Annotated in this window: 17 protein-coding genes; 7 read left to right on the top strand and 10 right to left on the bottom strand. The window is 68.7% G+C overall.

Annotated features, from left to right (window positions below; genetic code table 11):
* Window positions 1–33: 33 nt before the first annotated feature.
* Both N5K27_RS18620 and rpsU read right to left on the bottom strand, forming a co-directional pair.
* Window positions 34–495 (bottom strand): GatB/YqeY domain-containing protein, encoded by a 462-nt coding sequence (locus tag N5K27_RS18620; RefSeq protein ID WP_087840847.1) that lies wholly within the window; start codon window positions 493–495, stop codon window positions 34–36.
* A gap of 168 nt (window positions 496–663) precedes the next feature.
* Window positions 664–876: a 30S ribosomal protein S21 gene (gene rpsU, locus N5K27_RS18615; RefSeq protein WP_087782307.1), complete on the bottom strand. Its 213-nt coding sequence runs from the start codon at window positions 874–876 to the stop codon at window positions 664–666.
* Window positions 877–1,023: 147 nt separating this feature from the next.
* Between rpsU and tsaD the strand changes: the two genes are divergently transcribed.
* Window positions 1,024–2,052, top strand: a complete 1,029-nt coding sequence (gene tsaD, locus N5K27_RS18610; RefSeq protein ID WP_279818016.1) for a tRNA (adenosine(37)-N6)-threonylcarbamoyltransferase complex transferase subunit TsaD — start codon at window positions 1,024–1,026, stop codon at window positions 2,050–2,052.
* Between the two features lie 240 nt (window positions 2,053–2,292).
* Here tsaD and plsY read toward each other — a convergent pair whose 3' ends face one another.
* The 4 genes from plsY to N5K27_RS18590 all read right to left on the bottom strand — a co-directional run bounded on the left by plsY (window position 2,293) and on the right by N5K27_RS18590 (window position 5,207).
* Window positions 2,293–2,925, bottom strand: a complete 633-nt coding sequence (gene plsY, locus N5K27_RS18605; RefSeq protein WP_279818014.1) for a glycerol-3-phosphate 1-O-acyltransferase PlsY — start codon at window positions 2,923–2,925, stop codon at window positions 2,293–2,295.
* A gap of 124 nt (window positions 2,926–3,049) precedes the next feature.
* On the bottom strand, window positions 3,050–3,535 hold the full coding sequence (ybaK, locus tag N5K27_RS18600) for a Cys-tRNA(Pro) deacylase (protein WP_087840850.1): 486 nt from the start codon (window positions 3,533–3,535) through the stop codon (window positions 3,050–3,052).
* 14 nt (window positions 3,536–3,549) lie between these two features.
* The gene (gene xerD, locus N5K27_RS18595; protein WP_087840851.1) at window positions 3,550–4,494 is read right to left on the bottom strand and encodes a site-specific tyrosine recombinase XerD; all 945 of its coding nucleotides are present in this window, start codon (window positions 4,492–4,494) and stop codon (window positions 3,550–3,552) included.
* Window positions 4,491–5,207 carry a TetR/AcrR family transcriptional regulator gene (locus N5K27_RS18590; RefSeq protein WP_087840852.1) on the bottom strand — a complete coding sequence of 239 codons (717 nt, stop codon included), beginning with the start codon at window positions 5,205–5,207 and terminating at the stop codon, window positions 4,491–4,493. Before N5K27_RS18590 ends, xerD begins: the two co-directional genes overlap by 4 nt.
* A gap of 90 nt (window positions 5,208–5,297) precedes the next feature.
* Here N5K27_RS18590 and N5K27_RS18585 point away from each other — a divergent pair, with 90 nt between their 5' ends.
* Window positions 5,298–5,777 (top strand): DUF2214 family protein, encoded by a 480-nt coding sequence (locus N5K27_RS18585; protein ID WP_132979400.1) that lies wholly within the window; start codon window positions 5,298–5,300, stop codon window positions 5,775–5,777.
* A gap of 341 nt (window positions 5,778–6,118) precedes the next feature.
* Here N5K27_RS18585 and N5K27_RS18580 read toward each other — a convergent pair whose 3' ends face one another.
* The gene (locus tag N5K27_RS18580; protein ID WP_087840854.1) at window positions 6,119–7,105 is read right to left on the bottom strand and encodes a tripartite tricarboxylate transporter substrate binding protein BugE; all 987 of its coding nucleotides are present in this window, start codon (window positions 7,103–7,105) and stop codon (window positions 6,119–6,121) included.
* A gap of 169 nt (window positions 7,106–7,274) precedes the next feature.
* Window positions 7,275–8,390 (bottom strand): tRNA epoxyqueuosine(34) reductase QueG, encoded by a 1,116-nt coding sequence (queG, locus tag N5K27_RS18575; protein ID WP_132979401.1) that lies wholly within the window; start codon window positions 8,388–8,390, stop codon window positions 7,275–7,277.
* Window positions 8,391–8,412: 22 nt separating this feature from the next.
* Here queG and tsaE point away from each other — a divergent pair, with 22 nt between their 5' ends.
* Together tsaE and N5K27_RS18565 are read left to right on the top strand one after the other, a co-directional pair.
* Window positions 8,413–8,913 (top strand): tRNA (adenosine(37)-N6)-threonylcarbamoyltransferase complex ATPase subunit type 1 TsaE, encoded by a 501-nt coding sequence (gene tsaE / locus N5K27_RS18570; RefSeq protein WP_243724449.1) that lies wholly within the window; start codon window positions 8,413–8,415, stop codon window positions 8,911–8,913.
* Window positions 8,877–10,307 carry an N-acetylmuramoyl-L-alanine amidase gene (locus N5K27_RS18565; protein ID WP_087840856.1) on the top strand — a complete coding sequence of 477 codons (1,431 nt, stop codon included), beginning with the start codon at window positions 8,877–8,879 and terminating at the stop codon, window positions 10,305–10,307. The genes tsaE and N5K27_RS18565 overlap by 37 nt, the downstream gene beginning before the upstream one ends.
* Before the next feature lie 149 nt (window positions 10,308–10,456).
* On the opposite strand, the gene N5K27_RS18560 is transcribed toward N5K27_RS18565, so the two are convergent.
* Complete coding sequence (locus N5K27_RS18560; protein WP_087840857.1) at window positions 10,457–11,101, bottom strand: VTT domain-containing protein; 645 nt, start codon at window positions 11,099–11,101, stop codon at window positions 10,457–10,459.
* 123 nt (window positions 11,102–11,224) lie between these two features.
* On the opposite strand from N5K27_RS18560, the gene mutL reads away from it, so the two are divergent.
* The 3 genes from mutL to hisC all read left to right on the top strand — a co-directional run bounded on the left by mutL (window position 11,225) and on the right by hisC (window position 15,305).
* Window positions 11,225–13,138, top strand: a complete 1,914-nt coding sequence (mutL, locus tag N5K27_RS18555) for a DNA mismatch repair endonuclease MutL (RefSeq protein ID WP_132979402.1) — start codon at window positions 11,225–11,227, stop codon at window positions 13,136–13,138.
* Window positions 13,139–13,151: 13 nt separating this feature from the next.
* Window positions 13,152–14,126: a tRNA (adenosine(37)-N6)-dimethylallyltransferase MiaA gene (gene miaA, locus N5K27_RS18550; protein WP_279818009.1), complete on the top strand. Its 975-nt coding sequence runs from the start codon at window positions 13,152–13,154 to the stop codon at window positions 14,124–14,126.
* Between the two features lie 114 nt (window positions 14,127–14,240).
* Window positions 14,241–15,305: a histidinol-phosphate transaminase gene (gene hisC, locus N5K27_RS18545; protein ID WP_087836876.1), complete on the top strand. Its 1,065-nt coding sequence runs from the start codon at window positions 14,241–14,243 to the stop codon at window positions 15,303–15,305.
* A gap of 92 nt (window positions 15,306–15,397) precedes the next feature.
* On the opposite strand, the gene purM is transcribed toward hisC, so the two are convergent.
* Window positions 15,398–16,447 carry a phosphoribosylformylglycinamidine cyclo-ligase gene (gene purM / locus N5K27_RS18540; RefSeq protein WP_087836877.1) on the bottom strand — a complete coding sequence of 350 codons (1,050 nt, stop codon included), beginning with the start codon at window positions 16,445–16,447 and terminating at the stop codon, window positions 15,398–15,400.
* Window position 16,448: the final 1 nt, after the last annotated feature.

The following is a 16,448-nucleotide window of genomic DNA, read 5'->3' as shown; positions in this document are numbered from 1 at the left end:
GCGGCACGAAGGAAGAACGCACGGCCTGCCGGCTCAACCCAGGCGGGCCTTGATCAGCTTGGACACTTCGGCCATGTCCGCACGGCCGGCCAGTTTAGGCTTGACCAGTCCCATCACCTTGCCCATGGCCGCGCCGCCGGTGACGCCCTGAGCCGAGACCTCGGCCACGGCGGCCGCGACCACCGCCTCGATCTCTTCCTGGGGAGCGGCCTGCGGCAGGAACTCCTGCAGGACCGCCATTTCCGCACGCTCCTGCTCGGCCGACTCGGTCCGGCCGGCCTGCTCGAACGAGGCGATCGACTCGCGGCGCTGCTTGACCTGCTTCTCGACGATGGCAACGATGTCGGCATCCGCCAGTTCGCGGCGCTCGTCCACTTCCTTCTGCTTGACCGCGGCCGACAGCAGCCGCAGGGTCCCGAGACGCTCGGTCGCCTTGGCGCGCATCGCGCTCTTGATTTCATCGGACAGGCGGGCTTTGAGGGTATCTGCGCTCATGAGGGATTCCGCGATAAGAAGAAAAGCCGGGCGCCACGACGGACGCGAGCCAGGACAGAGGATAACGGCAAAAACGCCAAAAGCCGCCCGGCTCGTGCCGTAGCGGCTCTGACAACTACTTTGCGAAACTACCGGAAAGCTTACTTCGCGCCAAGGGCGCGGCAGCAATCAGTACAGGCGCTTGGGCAGCTGCTGGCTGCGGATGCGCTTGTAGTGGCGCTTGACGGCGGCGGCATGCTTGCGTTTGCGCTCGGCCGTGGGCTTTTCGTAAAACTCGCGCGAGCGCAGTTCGGTCAGCAAGCCAGTCTTTTCAATGGTGCGCTTGAAACGACGCAGGGCGACCTCAAACGGCTCATTTTCTTTAACGCGAATTGTCGGCATGTAACGATTGCCTCGGGGTTGCTAGGGGTTGATCAAGCCTGCCAATATAGCAGATCCTTTTCCACATTGCCAACCCTTCCGCAGCCTCGGTGCTACACTGCCGCTAGGGTTAACTCTGATCATAATCGCGTCCACGCGTATTTTTCAATGATTGTCCTCGGCTTCGAAAGCTCCTGCGACGAAACCGGCGTCGCCGTCGTCAGTGCCGAACGCGGCTTGCTGGCCCACGCGCTGTACTCGCAGGTCGACATGCACCAGGCCTATGGCGGCGTGGTGCCGGAGCTGGCCTCGCGCGACCACGTGCGGCGGGTGCTGCCCCTGACCCGGCAGGCCCTGGACGACGCCGGCCGGACCCTGGACGACGTGGACGCCATCGCCTACACCGCCGGGCCGGGCCTGGCCGGCGCCCTGCTGGTGGGCGCCAGCGTGGCGCAGGCCATCGCCTGGGCCCGCGACCTGCCCTCCATCGCCATCCACCATCTGGAAGGGCACCTGCTGTCGCCGCTGCTGGCAACGCCCCGGCCCGAATTCCCCTTCGTCGCGCTGCTGGTCTCCGGCGGGCACACCCAGCTCATGCGGGTGGACGGCGTGGGCCGCTACGAATTGCTGGGCGAGACCCTGGACGATGCCGCCGGCGAAGCCTTCGACAAGACCGCGAAGCTGCTGGGCCTGGGATATCCCGGGGGACCGGCGCTGTCCCGGCTGGCCGAATCCGGCGACGCCGGCCGCTTCGACCTGCCACGCCCGAAGCTGCACAGCCCGGACCTGGATTTCAGCTTCAGCGGCCTGAAGACCGCCGTGCTGACCCGCATGAAGTCCTTGGACCCCCACGACGCCCAGGCCCGCGCCGACCTGGCCGCGGCCACCCAGGATGCCATCGTCTCGGTACTGGTCGCCAAGGCCGCCAAGGCCCTCGAGGCCACGGGCCTGAAACGCCTGGTGGTGGCCGGGGGCGTGGGCGCCAACCGGCTGCTGCGCGAACGCCTGGCCGCCCACCTCGCGCGCCTGCGCGCGCAGGCCTTCTTCCCGCCGCTGGAATTGTGCACCGACAACGGCGCCATGATCGCCTTCGCCGCCGCCCTGCGCCTGCAGGCCGGCCTGGCCGACCCCACCGAGCGCCACATGAGCTTCACGGTCCAACCGCGTTGGCCACTGGAGCCCCCCCCTACGCGCTGATGCGCGCCCCCCAGGGGGCGATGCGGGCGGACTGGCAAAGCCAGATCCGCCGCATCCTGGGTCTAGTGGGATCATCTTGGGTCGTGGCACGGTTGCCACCGCTGGCTGCCAGCGATGGCAAGTGCGCGGCGTGCCAAGAAACGGGCGCTAGATCGAGGGCGCAGCGGATCCGGCTTTGCCGGTCCGCCAGCGCCGCCCCCTTGAGGGGGCGCCCGAAGGGCGTAGGGGGTAAGCTTTCCCTCAGCGCGTAGGGGGGGGACTCTTCTTCTCGAGCTTGCTTTCCTTGCCGGCCATCAGCTTGGAGATATTCTGCCGGTGGCGGTAGAGCAGCATCAGCGCCATCAGGCCGATGGCGGTGCCGATGCGGGAGTCGGCGGTCCAGGCGACGCCGTGGCCGAACACGTAATAGATGGGTGCGAAGATGGCCGCGACGATGGCGGCCAGCGACGAATAGCGGAAGAACACCGCCACGATCAGCCAGGTCGCCAGCGTCGCCACGCCCAGCCAGGGTTGCAGGCCCAGCAGCACGCCCAGCGCGGTCGCCACGCCCTTGCCCCCCTTGAACCGGAAGAACACCGGGTAGAGGTGGCCCAGGAATACCGCCAGCGCCACCACCGCGATCGTGGTGTCGCCAAAGCCAAGGCGATACGCATAGACCTGGGCCAGCCAAACCGCCACCCAGCCCTTGAAGGCATCGCCGATCAGCGTCAGGATCGCGGCGGCCTTGCTGCCGGAGCGCAGCACGTTGGTGGCGCCCGGATTTCCGGAGCCGTAGGTGCGCGGGTCGTCGAGCCCCATTACCCGGCTCACGACCACAGCGAACGAGATGGAACCGATCAGATAAGCGATGACGGCGGCGGCGACGGAGATCATGGATGGAAAACCCTTGGGCCTATGTGGCCACGTCACGGTGACGGTGGCATGACAGGCGGCGATTCTACCGGTTGGGCAGGGCACTGTCCCGCTGCAAGCGCACGAAAGCCGCCGCGCGTCCGCGTCACAGCGCGGCGGCGACCGGGACGGCCTTCAGCAGGCGGACGAGTTCGGCCGGATCGATGCCGACGAGATATCCCCGGCGCCCACCGTTGATCAGGATGCGCGGCAGTTCGAGCACGCTGCCTTCCACGTACACCGGCATGGCCTTGCGGGTCCCGAAGGGCGAGGTGCCGCCCACCTGGTAGCCCGAATGCCGCTGGGCCACCTCGGGCTTGCAGGGGGCCACTTTCTTGACGCCGATCTGCCGCGCCAGGTTCTTGGTCGATACTTCCTTGTCCCCGTGCATCAGGATGACCAGCGGCCGGGTGGCCTCGTCCTCCATGACCAGGGTCTTGACCACGATGTGCTCGTCCTCGCCCAATTGGCGCGCCGATTCGGAGGTGCCGCCGTGCTCGACGTAGTCGTAGGCATGTTCGGTGAAGGCGACGCCGTGCTTGCGCAGGAACTGCGTGGCGGGTGTTTCTGAAACGTGTCTGGCTTTGCTCATGGTGAAGGGCGGCCTCAGCCGCGCGGGTGATGCCGCGCGTGCAGCAGTTTAAGCCGCTCGCGCGCGATGTGCGTGTAGATCTGCGTGGTGGAGATGTCGGCATGCCCGAGCAGCATCTGCACCACTCTCAGGTCCGCGCCGTGATTGAGCAGGTGCGTGGCGAAGGCGTGCCGCAGCACGTGCGGCGACAAGGCGGCGCGCACGCCTGCCCGGACCGCGTACTTCTTGACGATGAGCCAGAAGCTCTGCCGGGTCATGGGAGCGGCGCGGGCGGTCACGAACAGCGCGTCGCTGACCTTGCCGCCCAGCAGCGCGGGACGCGCTTCTTCCAGATAACGCGTGATCCAGTGCGCCGCCTCGGCGCCCAGCGGCACGAGGCGGTCCTTGCCGCCCTTGCCCATGACCACGCGCACCACCCCCTCGTTCAAGCCGACGTCCAGGGACTTCAGGTCGACGAGTTCGGACACGCGCAGGCCCGTGGCGTACAGCGTCTCCAGCATGGCGCGGTCACGCAGCCCCAGGTCGGTGTCGAGGTCCGGCGCGCTCAGCAGGGCTTCGACCTGGGCCTCGGACAGCGTCTTGGGCAAGCGCGGCGGCTGCTTGGCGGCACGCAGGGTCAGGCAAGGATCGGCCTGCACGCGGTGCAGGCGCAGGGCCCATTGGAAATAGCGGCGCAGCGTCGCCAGCCGCCGGTTGGCCGTGGTGGCCTTGCTCTGGTGGTGGACCGCCGCGAACCACGCCTCGATGTCGTGCGCCTGGGCACGGTCCAGGGCCGAGGCGCGCTTGTCTTTCAGCCAGGCGTCGAAGGCCGACAAGTCCTGGCGGTAGGCGCGCAGGGTGTTGCCGGACAGTCCGTCCTCCAGCCACATGGCTTCGAGGAACGCCGCGATGCCGGGATCGTCTCCCGGACGGACCACCCCCTGCCTGGACCTGGCCCGGCCATCCCGCGCCGCATTCATGCCGCGCGTCCCCGGCTCCGCCGCCGCGTGCCGGCGCCCGGTGGCGCAAGCAGCGCCACCTCCAGGACAGCCAGCACGTCGTCGCCGGTACGGGATGCGAAGGCGGGAACCGACTGCCGGCCGCGCCAGCCGTCGAGCCGGCCTTCGAGCAGCAGGGTCGCGAAACCATGGACCGCGGACCATGCCAGCAACAGCCGGCGCTCGAAATCCTCGCCCTGCCCGTCCAGCCCCCGTTCGGCCAGCGCGCCGGCCAGCGTGCTGGACAAATGGCCGGCGGCCTCGCTGCCCGCCTGCTCCAATCCCGGATCGCCGGGAGACAAGCGGTCGTAGCGGAACATCAGCTGGAACTGGGCGCGATGGCCGATCGCGAAATCGATGTAGGCCAGCCCCACCGCCCGCAGCTGGGCCTGCGGCGAGGCGGCGGCCTTGTCGCGATAGGCCCGCATCATGGCCGACAACTGCCGGAAGCCGGCAGCGGCGAACGCCGTCAGCAGCCCGGCGGCATCGCCGAAGTGATGCGCGGGCGCCGCATGGGAAACCCCCGCGCGCCGCGCGCATTCGCGCAGCGTAAAGCCTTCCAGGCCGCGCTCGTCGAGCAGGGATCGGGCCGCGTCGAGCAATGCCTGGCGCAGGTCGCCGTGGTGATAAGAACCCGCCTGGCGGGCAACGGTGCGACGGGGGCTCTTGCCACCCGGGGGAAGATCAGCTCGCATGCCCCATCTTCGCAAAGAAATCTTTACGCCGTCAAATTGACGGACAGCCTTCCCGGATTATTCTTGACAGTGTAAACATCGGAAGCTATCGTGGCGCTTTCTCATCTAGACAGCGTCAAGACCATGATTGCCGATTTCATTCTCGCGTGGATGCACCATCTCTGTTTCCTGGGCATGGCCGCGGCACTGGCCATGCAATGGACGCTCCTCAACCCTGCCCGTCCGAGCATCCCCCTGGCCCTGCTCGGCAGGACCGACGCCTGGTACGGCAGCCTGGCCATGCTGATCCTGGCCATCGGCGCGGCACGCGTCGCCTGGGCCCCCAAGGGCGCGGCCTTCTACCTGGACAACCCCGTCTTCTGGGCCAAGATCGCGGTCTTCCTGGCCGTCGGCGCCATCTCGGCCCTGCCCACCATCAACTACCTGCGCTGGCGCCAGCAAGCCCGCCACGACGCGGACTTCCAGCCAGCAGCCGCCGACGTAAGCAAAGTCCGCAAGGCCATCCGCCTCCAGTTCCTGGGCTGGCTAGCCCTCCCCATCCTGGCCGCCGCCATGGCTCGGGGGGTTTAACCCCCCCTACGCGCTTCGCGCGCCCGGCATGGTGAACCCCCAGCCGCTACGCGGCAGCCCCCCGAGGGGGCGGGGACCCGCCTTGGGGCGGCCCGGCGCCGGGTCCCGGGGCGATGCGAGTGAACCGGCAAAGCCGGATCCACCGCATCCTGGGGTACCAACAGGCTGGCGGAGGACAGGCGTTCTTGCCTCTTGTCAGCACAAATGCGAACGGCCTTGCATCATGATGCAAGGCCGTTCCCGTATTCGCGGTGGTCCCAGACCCAGGGCACAGCGGATCCGGCTCTGCCGGTCCGCCAGTGCCGCCCCCTGGGGGGCGCGCGAAGCGCGTAGGGGGGGCCTTACTCCAATTTGATGTTTTGCTTCTTCACGACTTCCTTCGCCTTGTTCAGTTCCTTCTCGATCTCGGTGCGGAACTCGGCGGGCGTGTTGCCGACGGCGGCGGCGCCCTGCTTGGCCAGGGTGTCCTTCACCTGCGGATCGGACAGCACCTTCACCGCAGCGTCGCGCAGCTTGTTGATGATGTCGGCGGGCGTACCGGCGGGAGCCAGCAGGCCGTACCAGGCCGGGTCGTTCATCAGCGGCAGGCCGAGTTCCTTGAACGTGGGCACGTCGGGCAGGCCATCCACCCGCTTGTCCCACGCGACCGCCAGTGCCTTGAGCTTGCCGGCCTGGATGTTGGGCATGGACGAAGGCAGGTTGTCGAACAGCATCTGCACCTGGCCGCCCACCACGTCGGCGATGGCCGGTCCCGAACCGCGATAGGGAATGTGGACGATCTTGGCGCCCGTGCCCAGCTGGAAGAGTTCACCCAGGAAGTGATTGATGCTGCAAGTGCCCGAGGTGGCGAACGAGAACTTGCCGGGCTCTTTCTTGGCCAGTTCCAGGAACGACTTGAAGTCGTTGGCCGGGACCTTGGGATTGACGGCCAGCACGTTGGCCGTGTGGGCGAAGTTGGTGACCGGCTGGAAGTCCTTGAGCGGGTCGTAGCCCAGCTTGGGGTTGCAGGCAGGGTTGATGGCCATCGTCGAGACGGTGGCGATGCTCAGGGTATAGCCGTCCGGCGCGGCGCGCGCGGCTTCGCTGGCGCCGATGGCCCCGCCGCCGCCGCCGCGGTTCTCGATCACGAAGGGCTGGCCGAGTTCGCGGCCCATGCGCTCGCCCACGAGCCGGGCGATGATGTCCGTCGAGCCGCCCGGCGCGAACGGCACGATGACGCGTACGGGCTTGTTGGGATAGGACTGGGCGGCGGCCGTGCCAGGCACGGCGAGCATGGCGGCGGAAACGGTCAGCCCCGCCAGCGAAGCGGCGATTCTTGCTGCTTTCATGCGTACTCCTCTTGTGGATGGTCCTTCACGGAATCGGCCCGTGCCGCAACGATGCGGAGGCGTCTGCGCGCCGGTCTCGATGCTGCGCGTTTCTAATGCTGTCTTGACCTCATGGGCTCAAGTGGGCCTGGCCAAAAGAATAGCAAACAGGTTTGACACGCTGTACATGTCACACCTCTCGTTTTCCCCGACTCTGGCGCTCCAGCGCCCAGCGCACGTGTTCCCGGACCAGTCCGCTGGGGTGGTCGGCGCGCTCGCGCAGCGCCGCGCGCGCCTGGTCCGAGGCCGGCGCGTTGCCCAGCGCCACCGCCAGGTTCCGCAGCCAGCGCTCGTAGCCGATGCGGCGGATCGCGCTGCCCTGGGTACGTTCGTCGAAATCCCGCTCGCTCCAGGCGAACAGGTCCAGCAGCGAAGCCGTGTCCAGTCCATGGCGCGGCGCGAAATCCCCCTCGGCGCAGGCGCGCGCGTATTTGTTCCAGGGACAGGCGGTCTGGCAGTCGTCGCAGCCGTAGACGCGCGTGCCGATGGCCGGCCGCAGCGCCTCGGGGATGCTGCCCTTGAGCTCGATGGTCAGGTAGGAAATGCAGCGCCGGGCGTCCACCACGTAGGGCGCCACGATGGCGCCGGTCGGACAGGCGTCGATGCAGCGGCGGCATTGCCCGCAATGCGGCGTCTCCAGGCTGTCTGCCGGCAGGGGCAGGTCGGTCAGGATCTCGCCCAGGAAGAACCAGCTTCCGTCGCGTGACAGCAACAACGTATGCTTGCCGCGCCACCCCAGGCCGGCCTTGCGCGCCAGCTCCACTTCCATGACCGGCGCCGAATCGGTGAAGACCCGGTAGCCGAAGGGGCCGACGTGCTCGGCGATGCGGTCGGCCAGCCGTTGCAGGCGCTGGCGCAGGACCTTGTGGTAGTCGCGGCCCAGGGCATAGGTGGCGACGACCGCCCGGCCGCCGTCCTCGAGGGCCTGGCGCTGGCGCGCCGCCAGCGCGGGCCCGTCCAGCGGGGCATAGTCCATGCGTACCATGATGGCCGAGCGCGCCCCCGAGACCAATCGGGTCGGATCCTGCCGCAGCGGCAGGTGGCGCTCCATATAATCCATCTCGCCATGCATGCCCTCGGCCACCCAGGCGGCCAGCCGCCGGCCCGCCTCTTCCAGGTCGAGGTCGGCGAATCCCACCGCGGAAAAACCCAGCTCTCGGCCCCAGCCGCGTATGGTCTCGGCCAGCGCGGCCAGGTCGGGGCCGTCGTGGGTGGAAACGGGGGCAAACGGGGGCGACGCTGACATACTGTCATGGTAGCCCATGCCCATGAACCCTGCCCTTCATCCCGCCATGCCCGACTCCCGCCACGCCCATCTGCCCGACGAATCCGCCACCGAAGCCCTGGCCGCCCGGATGGCTCCGCTGGTGGCCCACGGAGGCCGCATCCACCTCCACGGCGACCTCGGAGCGGGCAAGACCAGCTTCGCCCGGGCACTGTTGCGCGGAGTCGGCGTTACAGGTCGAATCAAAAGTCCGACGTTCACGCTAGTTGAACCTTACAAAGTTTCGAACTTATACTGCTATCACTTTGATTTTTATCGTTTTACCGATCCACGCGAGTGGATCGACGCCGGATTCCGGGACGCCCTGCGCGATGACGCCCTCGTGCTCATCGAATGGGCGGAACGCGCAGGCGGTGCGCTTCCGGTCCCGGACCTGGACATCGCGCTGTCTTATGAAGGCGCAGGACGCGGGGTGACGCTCGACGCCCACACCGCAAAAGGGCAGGCATGGCTGAACACACTTTTTCCCGACACGACGGGCTAGAACCCGACCCCGACCTTCCGGCCGGCACACCGGCCCTGTCCTACGCCCAGGCCCAAGGGGTGCTCGCGCCCCGCGGCGTCTCGCGCCGCCGGCTGGTGGCCGGCCTGGCCGCCACCCTGGTGGTGCCCCTGGTCCCAACGGCCACCCGGGCCGCCGAACTGGTCGCGGTGCGCCTGTGGCCCGCCCCCGACTACACCCGGCTCACGCTGGAGCTGGACGCCGAGCTCAAGACCGAGCACTTCGTGCTGGACAATCCGGACCGCGTGGTCCTGGATATCGAAGGCGTGGAAATGAACGCCGCGCTGCGCGACCTGGTGTCCAAGGTCCGGCCGGACGACCCCTACATCGCCAGCGTACGCGTCGGGCAGAACCGCCCCAACGTGGTACGGCTGGTGCTGGACCTGAAGCAGGAAACCATTCCCCAGGTCTTCAGCCTCAAGCCCGTGGGCGAATACAAGCACCGCCTCGTGCTCGACCTGTATCCGAAGGCGGCCCAGGATCCCCTGGTCGCGCTGGCGAACAAGGGTAGCAGCGACCCGATGGCGCAGATGCTGGACAACCTGCAGTCCGAGCGCGACGCCATTCCCGCGCCCGGTACGGGCTCGGCCGCCAACGGCGCACCCATCCCGGAAGCGGTGCCCGAGGCGCCGCCGTCCATCCGCCGGCGCTCCGATCCCGCGGTCGCGCGCATGATCACCGTCGCGCTGGACCCCGGCCACGGCGGCGAGGACCCCGGCGCCATCGGCCGCGGCGGCACGCGGGAAAAGGACGTCGTGCTGCGGATCGCCCGCGGGCTCAAGGCCATGATCGACCAGCAGCCCAACATGCGCGCCATGCTGACCCGCGACGGCGACTACTTCGTGCCGCTGCACGTGCGCGTGGCGAAGGCGCGCCGGGTGCAGGCCGACCTGTTCGTGTCGGTGCACGCCGACGCCTGGATCAAGCCGGATGCGCGCGGCTCGTCGGTGTTCGCGCTGTCGGAAAGCGGGGCCAGCAGCAGCGCGGCGCGCTGGCTGGCGGCCAAGGAAAATGCTTCCGACCTGATCGGCGGCGTCAACATCGGCTCGCACGACAAGCAGATCGCCCGGGTGTTGCTGGACCTATCCACCACGGCCCAGATCAACGATTCGCTCAAGCTCGGCCGCGCGGTGCTGGACGAACTGTCCAACATCAACCGCCTGCACAAGCCGCGGGTCGAGCAGGCCGGCTTCGCCGTGCTGAAGGCGCCCGACATCCCGTCCATCCTGGTCGAGACCGCCTTCATCAGCAATCCGGAAGAGGAAAAGCGCCTGTCGGACGTGTCCTACCAGAGCAGCATGGCGACCGCCATCATGCAGGGCATCCAGCGCTATTTCGCGAAGAACCCGCCGCTGTCGAAGAACAAACTGACGTAGGGGTCCCCCCCTACGCGCTTCGCGCGCCCCCCAGGGGGCGGCGCTGGCGGACCGGCGGAGCCGGATCCGCGGCGCCCTGGCAACCTACCGGTTGGTGGAGGGGTGGGGGCTTTACAAAAAAACGGCCTCACACGAGGCCGTTTCGTTTTTCAGGCGCGTTTCGATCGCAGCCCGCCTATCAACTTCCATAGGCCGCCCAGTACGACCGGGACGATGGCGGCGGCCAGGCCTATCAGGACGATGGTGTTCAGGTGTTCGCGCACCAGGGGCAGGTTGCCGAAGAAGTAGCCGGCCAGGACGAGCAGGAGCACCCACAGCAGCGCGCCGATGACGTTGAAGAACTGGAAGCGGGCGACGGTCATGTAGCCGACGCCGGCGACGAAGGGAGCGAAGGTCCGGACCACGGGCAGGAAGCGGGCGATGATCAGGGTCTTGCCGCCGTGCTTCTCGTAGAAGGCGTGGGTCTTGATCAGCGCCGCGCGGTCCAGGAAGCGGATGTTCTGCGAGAAGACGCGGGGGCCGATGTAGCGGCCGACGTAGTAGTTGACGGTGTTGCCCGAGACCGCCGCGATCAGTAGCAGCACGATCAGCAGCCCGGGGTGCATGCTGCCGGTGGCGGCGAAGGCGCCGGCGATGAACAGCAGCGAGTCGCCAGGCAGGAAGGGCAGGACGACCAGACCGGTCTCGGCGAAGACGATCAGGAACAGGATAAGGTAGATCCAGGCGCCATATTGCGCGACCCATACGCCCAGGGTCTGGTCGATATGGATCAACATCTGAAGGAATTCGAGCATGGGAAACCGGCGGTGAGGGACGAGAGAAAAGGCGAGCGGGCACTATAGCCGACGCACGCGTTTCCGCGCATGTCAAAGCATGACAGGATCCCTGCGCCCGGGAGGGGCCACTATAATCCGCCCATGTCCGAACGTCGCCCCATCGCCCAGCTTCCCGACCTCCTGATCAGCCAGATCGCGGCGGGTGAAGTCATCGAGCGCCCTGCCTCGGTCCTGAAGGAATTGATGGAGAACGCCATCGACGCCGGCGCGCGCGCGATCGACGTGCGACTCGAGGGTGGCGGCATCCGGCGGATCGCCGTCAGCGACGACGGCGGCGGCATTCCTCCCGACGAACTGCCGCTGGCCGTGGCCCGCCATGCCACCAGCAAGATCCGGTCGCTGAACGAGCTCGAATCGGTGGCCTCGATGGGATTCCGCGGCGAGGCGCTGGCCTCGATCGCCTCCGTTGCCCGGCTCACCCTGATTTCACGCACGGCCAGCGCGGACCATGCCTGGCAATGGGAAGACGGGCAGGTTTCCCCGGCCTCCGGCCCTCCGGGCACGACGGTGGACGTGCGCCAGTTGTTCGACCTGGTGCCGGCCAGGCGCAAGTTCCTGAAATCGGAAGCGACGGAATTCGGCCATTGCGTGGAGGCGTTCCAGCGCATCGCGCTCGCGCACTGCCATATCGCCTTCCGCCTGTTCCACCACGACCGTGCCTACCAGCAGCACCTGCCCGCCGACCCGGTGCGCCGCATCCATGACGTGCTGGGCGCGGAGTTCGGCCAGGGCGGCCTGCCGGTGCAGGCCGACGCCGGCGCGATCCGCCTGCGCGGCGTCGTCTCGCGCCCCACCGCCTCGCGCGCCCGCGCCGACCGCCAGTACCTGTACGTCAACGGCCGCTTCGTGCGCGACCGCACGGTCAGCCACGCCATGCGCGCCTCCTATGCGGACGTGCTGCACGGCGACCGCCAGCCGGCCTACGTGCTGTTCCTGGACCTGGACCCCGCTGCGGTGGACGTCAACGTCCATCCGGCCAAGCACGAGGTGCGCTTCCGCGAAAGCGGCGCGGTGCACCGCTTCGTGACGCAGATCATTGGCCAGACCCTGGCTCACGCCGCGGGCGCCGCGCCCGGCATGGACACGGCCGCCGAGGCGCCGCCGTCCGAGGCGGTCCTGGCCGGCGGCATGCCCGCCCCGGCCGTTCCCCATGCCATCGGCCCGGGCGCCGCGCCGGTACCCTCCTCGTCCGAGCCGGCCTTCGCGCGCCCCGTGGCGCCCGCGCTGGCCTCGTCCTCGCAATTGCCGTTCCGGCTGCAAGATGCCGCGCCCGCCTATCGCCCCGAGCTGGGCGCGCGCATCCTGGCCCTGCACGAGCCCCTGGCCCCCTCGCCCGCCGCCCCGCCCGGCGCCGCCGGCGTGGCCCAGGCCCTGGCCGGCGGCCGCCCCCGCCCTCTGCCGGACGGCACCGAGCTGCCGCTGGGCATGGCGATCGCCCAGTTGCACGGGATCTACGTGCTGGCGCAGAACGCGCACGGACTGGTCGTGATCGACATGCACGCGGCCCATGAACGCATCGTGTACGAACAGCTCAAGAATGCGCTGGATGCGCGCGAGATGCCGCGGCAGAACCTGCTGGTGCCGGTGGTGTTCCGGGCCTCGGAAAGCGACGTCGCGCTGGTCGAGGAGCAGCAGGAAGCCCTGTCCGACCTCGGCTTCGAGCTGCGGCCGGCCGGACCGGCGTCGATCGCCGTGCGCGCCGTTCCCGCGCCGCTCGCCCAGGCCGACATCGAGACCCTGGCGCGGGAGGTACTGCGCGACTTCGCCGAGGTGGGCGCGTCGCGCCTGCTGACCGAGCAACGCAACGAACTGCTGGCGACCATGGCCTGCCATGGCGCGGTTCGCGCCAATCGCCGGCTCAACCACGACGAGATGAATGGCCTGCTGCGGCAGATGGAAGCGACCGAACGCGCCGACCAGTGCAACCACGGCAGGCCGACCTGGGTACAGCTGAGCGTGGGCGACCTCGACCGCCTGTTCCTGCGCGGGCGCTGAGTCCGCACCGAAGATGGCCGACCGCAGCTCCCCTCCCGTCCTGTGCCTGATGGGCCCCACCGCCGCCGGCAAGAGCGCGGCCACGCTGGCGCTGGCCGACCGTTGGCCGCTCGAGATCGTCAACGTCGATTCCGCCACCATCTATCGTGGCATGGACATCGGCACGGCCAAGCCCAGCCAGGAGGAACGCCTGCGCGTGCCGCAACACCTGCTGGACATCCGCGATCCCGCCGAAAGCTTTTCGGCCGGCCAGTTCCGCGCCGAGACGCTGCGCCTGATCGCCGACATCCGCGGCCGCGGCCGCATCCCGCTGCTGGCCGGCGGCACCATGATGTATTTCAAGGCGCTGCGCGAAGGTCTGGACAACCTGCCGCAGGCGGACGCCGTCCTGCGCGCGCAATTGAACGCCCGCGCGGCCGACATCGGCTGGCCCGCCATGCATGCCGAACTGGCGCGCGTCGATCCGGCCACCGCCGCGCGGCTCTCGCCCAACGACAGCCAGCGCATCCAGCGGGCACTGGAAGTCCACGCGCTGACCGGACAGCCGATGTCGGCCCTGCTGACGGGCCAGGTCGCGCCGGACGCCACCGAGCAGCGCTACGTCAATCTCAGCCTGGAACCATCGGAACGGGCCGGCCTGCATGCCAGGATCGAACAGCGCTTCGACTCCATGCTCGAAGCCGGCCTGGTGGACGAGGTACGCCGCCTGCGGGCGCGCGGCGACCTGGGCCCCGAGCTGCCGTCCATACGATGCGTGGGCTATCGCCAGGTATGGAGCTACCTGGCCGGGGACATCCACGGCGCCGAGATGCGGGGCCAGGCCATCGCCGCCACCCGGCAACTGGCCAAGCGCCAGATCACCTGGCTGCGCGCGCTGCCGGACCGGCTGGCGGTGGACTGCCTGGCGCCGGACAGCACCGCGCGCGTGATCGACGCGGCGGCCGCGACGCTGGACGCCGCCGTCGCGGCGACCGCCAACCCACGCTGACGGCGCACCCGCGCCACGCCGCGCCAGCCGCGGCGTGCGCCGGGACGCCGGCCCTGCTATGCTGGATGCGTGCGCGGCCCGTTGCCGCGCTTTGCGCTTTCGACGACACGATTCATGAACAGGTACTGGAGCCGCGTCACTCAGCAACTGACGCCCTATGTCCCCGGCGAACAACCGCAGATAGACGGACTCGTCAAACTCAACACGAACGAGAACCCGTACCCGCCCTCGCCGCGCGCCCTGGAAGCCATACGCCAGGCCACCAACGAGGCGCTGCGGCGCTATCCCGACCCCGACGCCAACGTGTTCAAGGCGGCGGTGGCGCGTTTCCACGGCGTGCCGGTCGATCATGTCTTCGTCGGCAACAGTTCGGACGAGGTACTGGCCCATGTGTTCGTCGGCCTGCTCAAGCACGACCTGCCGCTGCTGTTCCCGGACGTGACCTACAGCTTCTATCCGGTTTACTGCGGCCTGTACGGCATCGATTACCGCACCGTGCCGCTGGCCGACGACCTGTCGCTGCGCGTGCAGGACTACGGCCAGCCGAACGGCGGGATCATCTTCCCCAATCCGAATGCCCCCACCGGCCGCCTGCTGCCCCTGGAGGACATCGAGGCGCTGCTGAAGGCGCATCCTGATTCGGTGGTCGTGGTGGACGAAGCCTACGTCGATTTCGGCGGCACCTCGGCGGTGCCGCTGGTGGCGGTCCACCCCAACCTGCTGGTGGTGCAGACGCTGTCCAAGGCCCGCTCGCTGGCGGGCCTGCGGGTCGGCTACGCCATCGGCCAGCCGCATCTGGTCGAGGGGCTGGAACGGGTCAAGAGCAGCTTCAACTCCTATCCGCTCGACCGCCTGGCCATAGCCGGCGCGACCGCGGCCATGGAAGACACCGCCTACTTCGACCGTACCCGCCAGGCCGTCATCGCCTCGCGCGTGCGCCTGACCGCCAAGCTGGAAGAACTGGGCTTCGAAGTGCTGCCGTCGGCCGCCAACTTCGTCTTCGCGCGCCACCCCGGCCACGATGGCGCGGCCCTGCAGCAGGCGCTGCGCGAACGCAAGGTGCTGGTGCGGCACTTCAAGCAGCCGCGCATCGACCAGTACCTGCGCATCACGGTCGGCACCGACGCCGAATGCGATGCGCTGCTCAATGCACTGAAGGATCTCCCCCCTACGCGCTGAAGGGAAGCTCACCCCCTACGCCCTTCGGGCGCCCCCTCAAGGGGGCGATGCGGGTGGACCGGCAAAGCCGGATCCACCGCATCCTGGGTCTATCAGATCACTTCGGTTTGGGCGGCGCCGGGTTGTTGGTCGATGATTTCGCCCAGGCGGTAGACGGTTTCGCCCTGTTCGCGCAGCGTCGCTGCCACGGCGTCGGCCTGGTCGGCGGAGACCACCACCACCATGCCGATGCCGCAGTTGAAGACGCGGTGCATTTCGGTGTCGGCCACCTGGCCTTCGCGTTGCAGCCAGGTGAACAGCTCGGGCATCGTCCAGGCGTCGCGGTGCAGGCGCGCGGCCAGGCCGGGACGCAGGATGCGCGGCACGTTGTCCAGCAGGCCGCCGCCGGTGATGTGGGCCAGGCCCTTGATCTCGTGCTTGGCGATGGCCGCCAGTACCTGCTTGACGTAGATGCGCGTGGGCGCCATGACGACGTCGCGCAGCGGCTGGCCGTGGAAGTCCTGGTCCGGCGTGGCGCCGGCGCGTTCGATGATCTTGCGCACCAGCGAGTAGCCGTTGGAGTGCGCGCCGCTGGAGGCCAGGCCCAGCACGGCGTCGCCGGGCTGGATGCGGCTGCCGTCGATGGCCTGCGACTTCTCGACCGCGCCGACGGCGAAGCCCGCCAGGTCGTATTCGCCGTCGGGATACATGCCGGGCATCTCGGCGGTTTCGCCGCCGATCAGTGCGCAGCCGGCCAGTTCGCAACCCTTGGCGATGCCGCCGACGACCGTGGCGGCGGTGTCCACCGACAGGCGGCCGCAGGCGAAGTAGTCCAGGAAGAACAGCGGCTCGGCGCCCTGCACCAGGATGTCGTTCACGCTCATGGCCACCAGGTCGATGCCCACGGTGTCGTGCTTGTTCCACGAGAACGCCAGGCGCAGCTTGGTGCCCACGCCGTCGGTGCCCGACACCAGCACGGGCTCCCGGTACTTCTTGGGCACCTCGAACAGGGCGCCGAATCCGCCAATGCCGGCCAGCACTCCTTCGCGCATGGTGCGCTTGGCGAGGGGCTTGATGCGCTCGACCAGGGCATCGCCCGCGTCGATGTCGACGCCCGCGTCGCGGTAGGTTAGAGAGGAAGCGCTGGGTTGTTGTGCGGACATG

The organism is Pigmentiphaga sp. GD03639 (assembly GCF_029845405.1).
GTDB classification, from domain to species: domain Bacteria; phylum Pseudomonadota; class Gammaproteobacteria; order Burkholderiales; family Burkholderiaceae_B; genus Pigmentiphaga; species Pigmentiphaga daeguensis.
The sequence above is the reverse complement of the archived record's forward strand: the minus strand, read 5'-3'. Positions and strand labels throughout refer to the sequence as shown.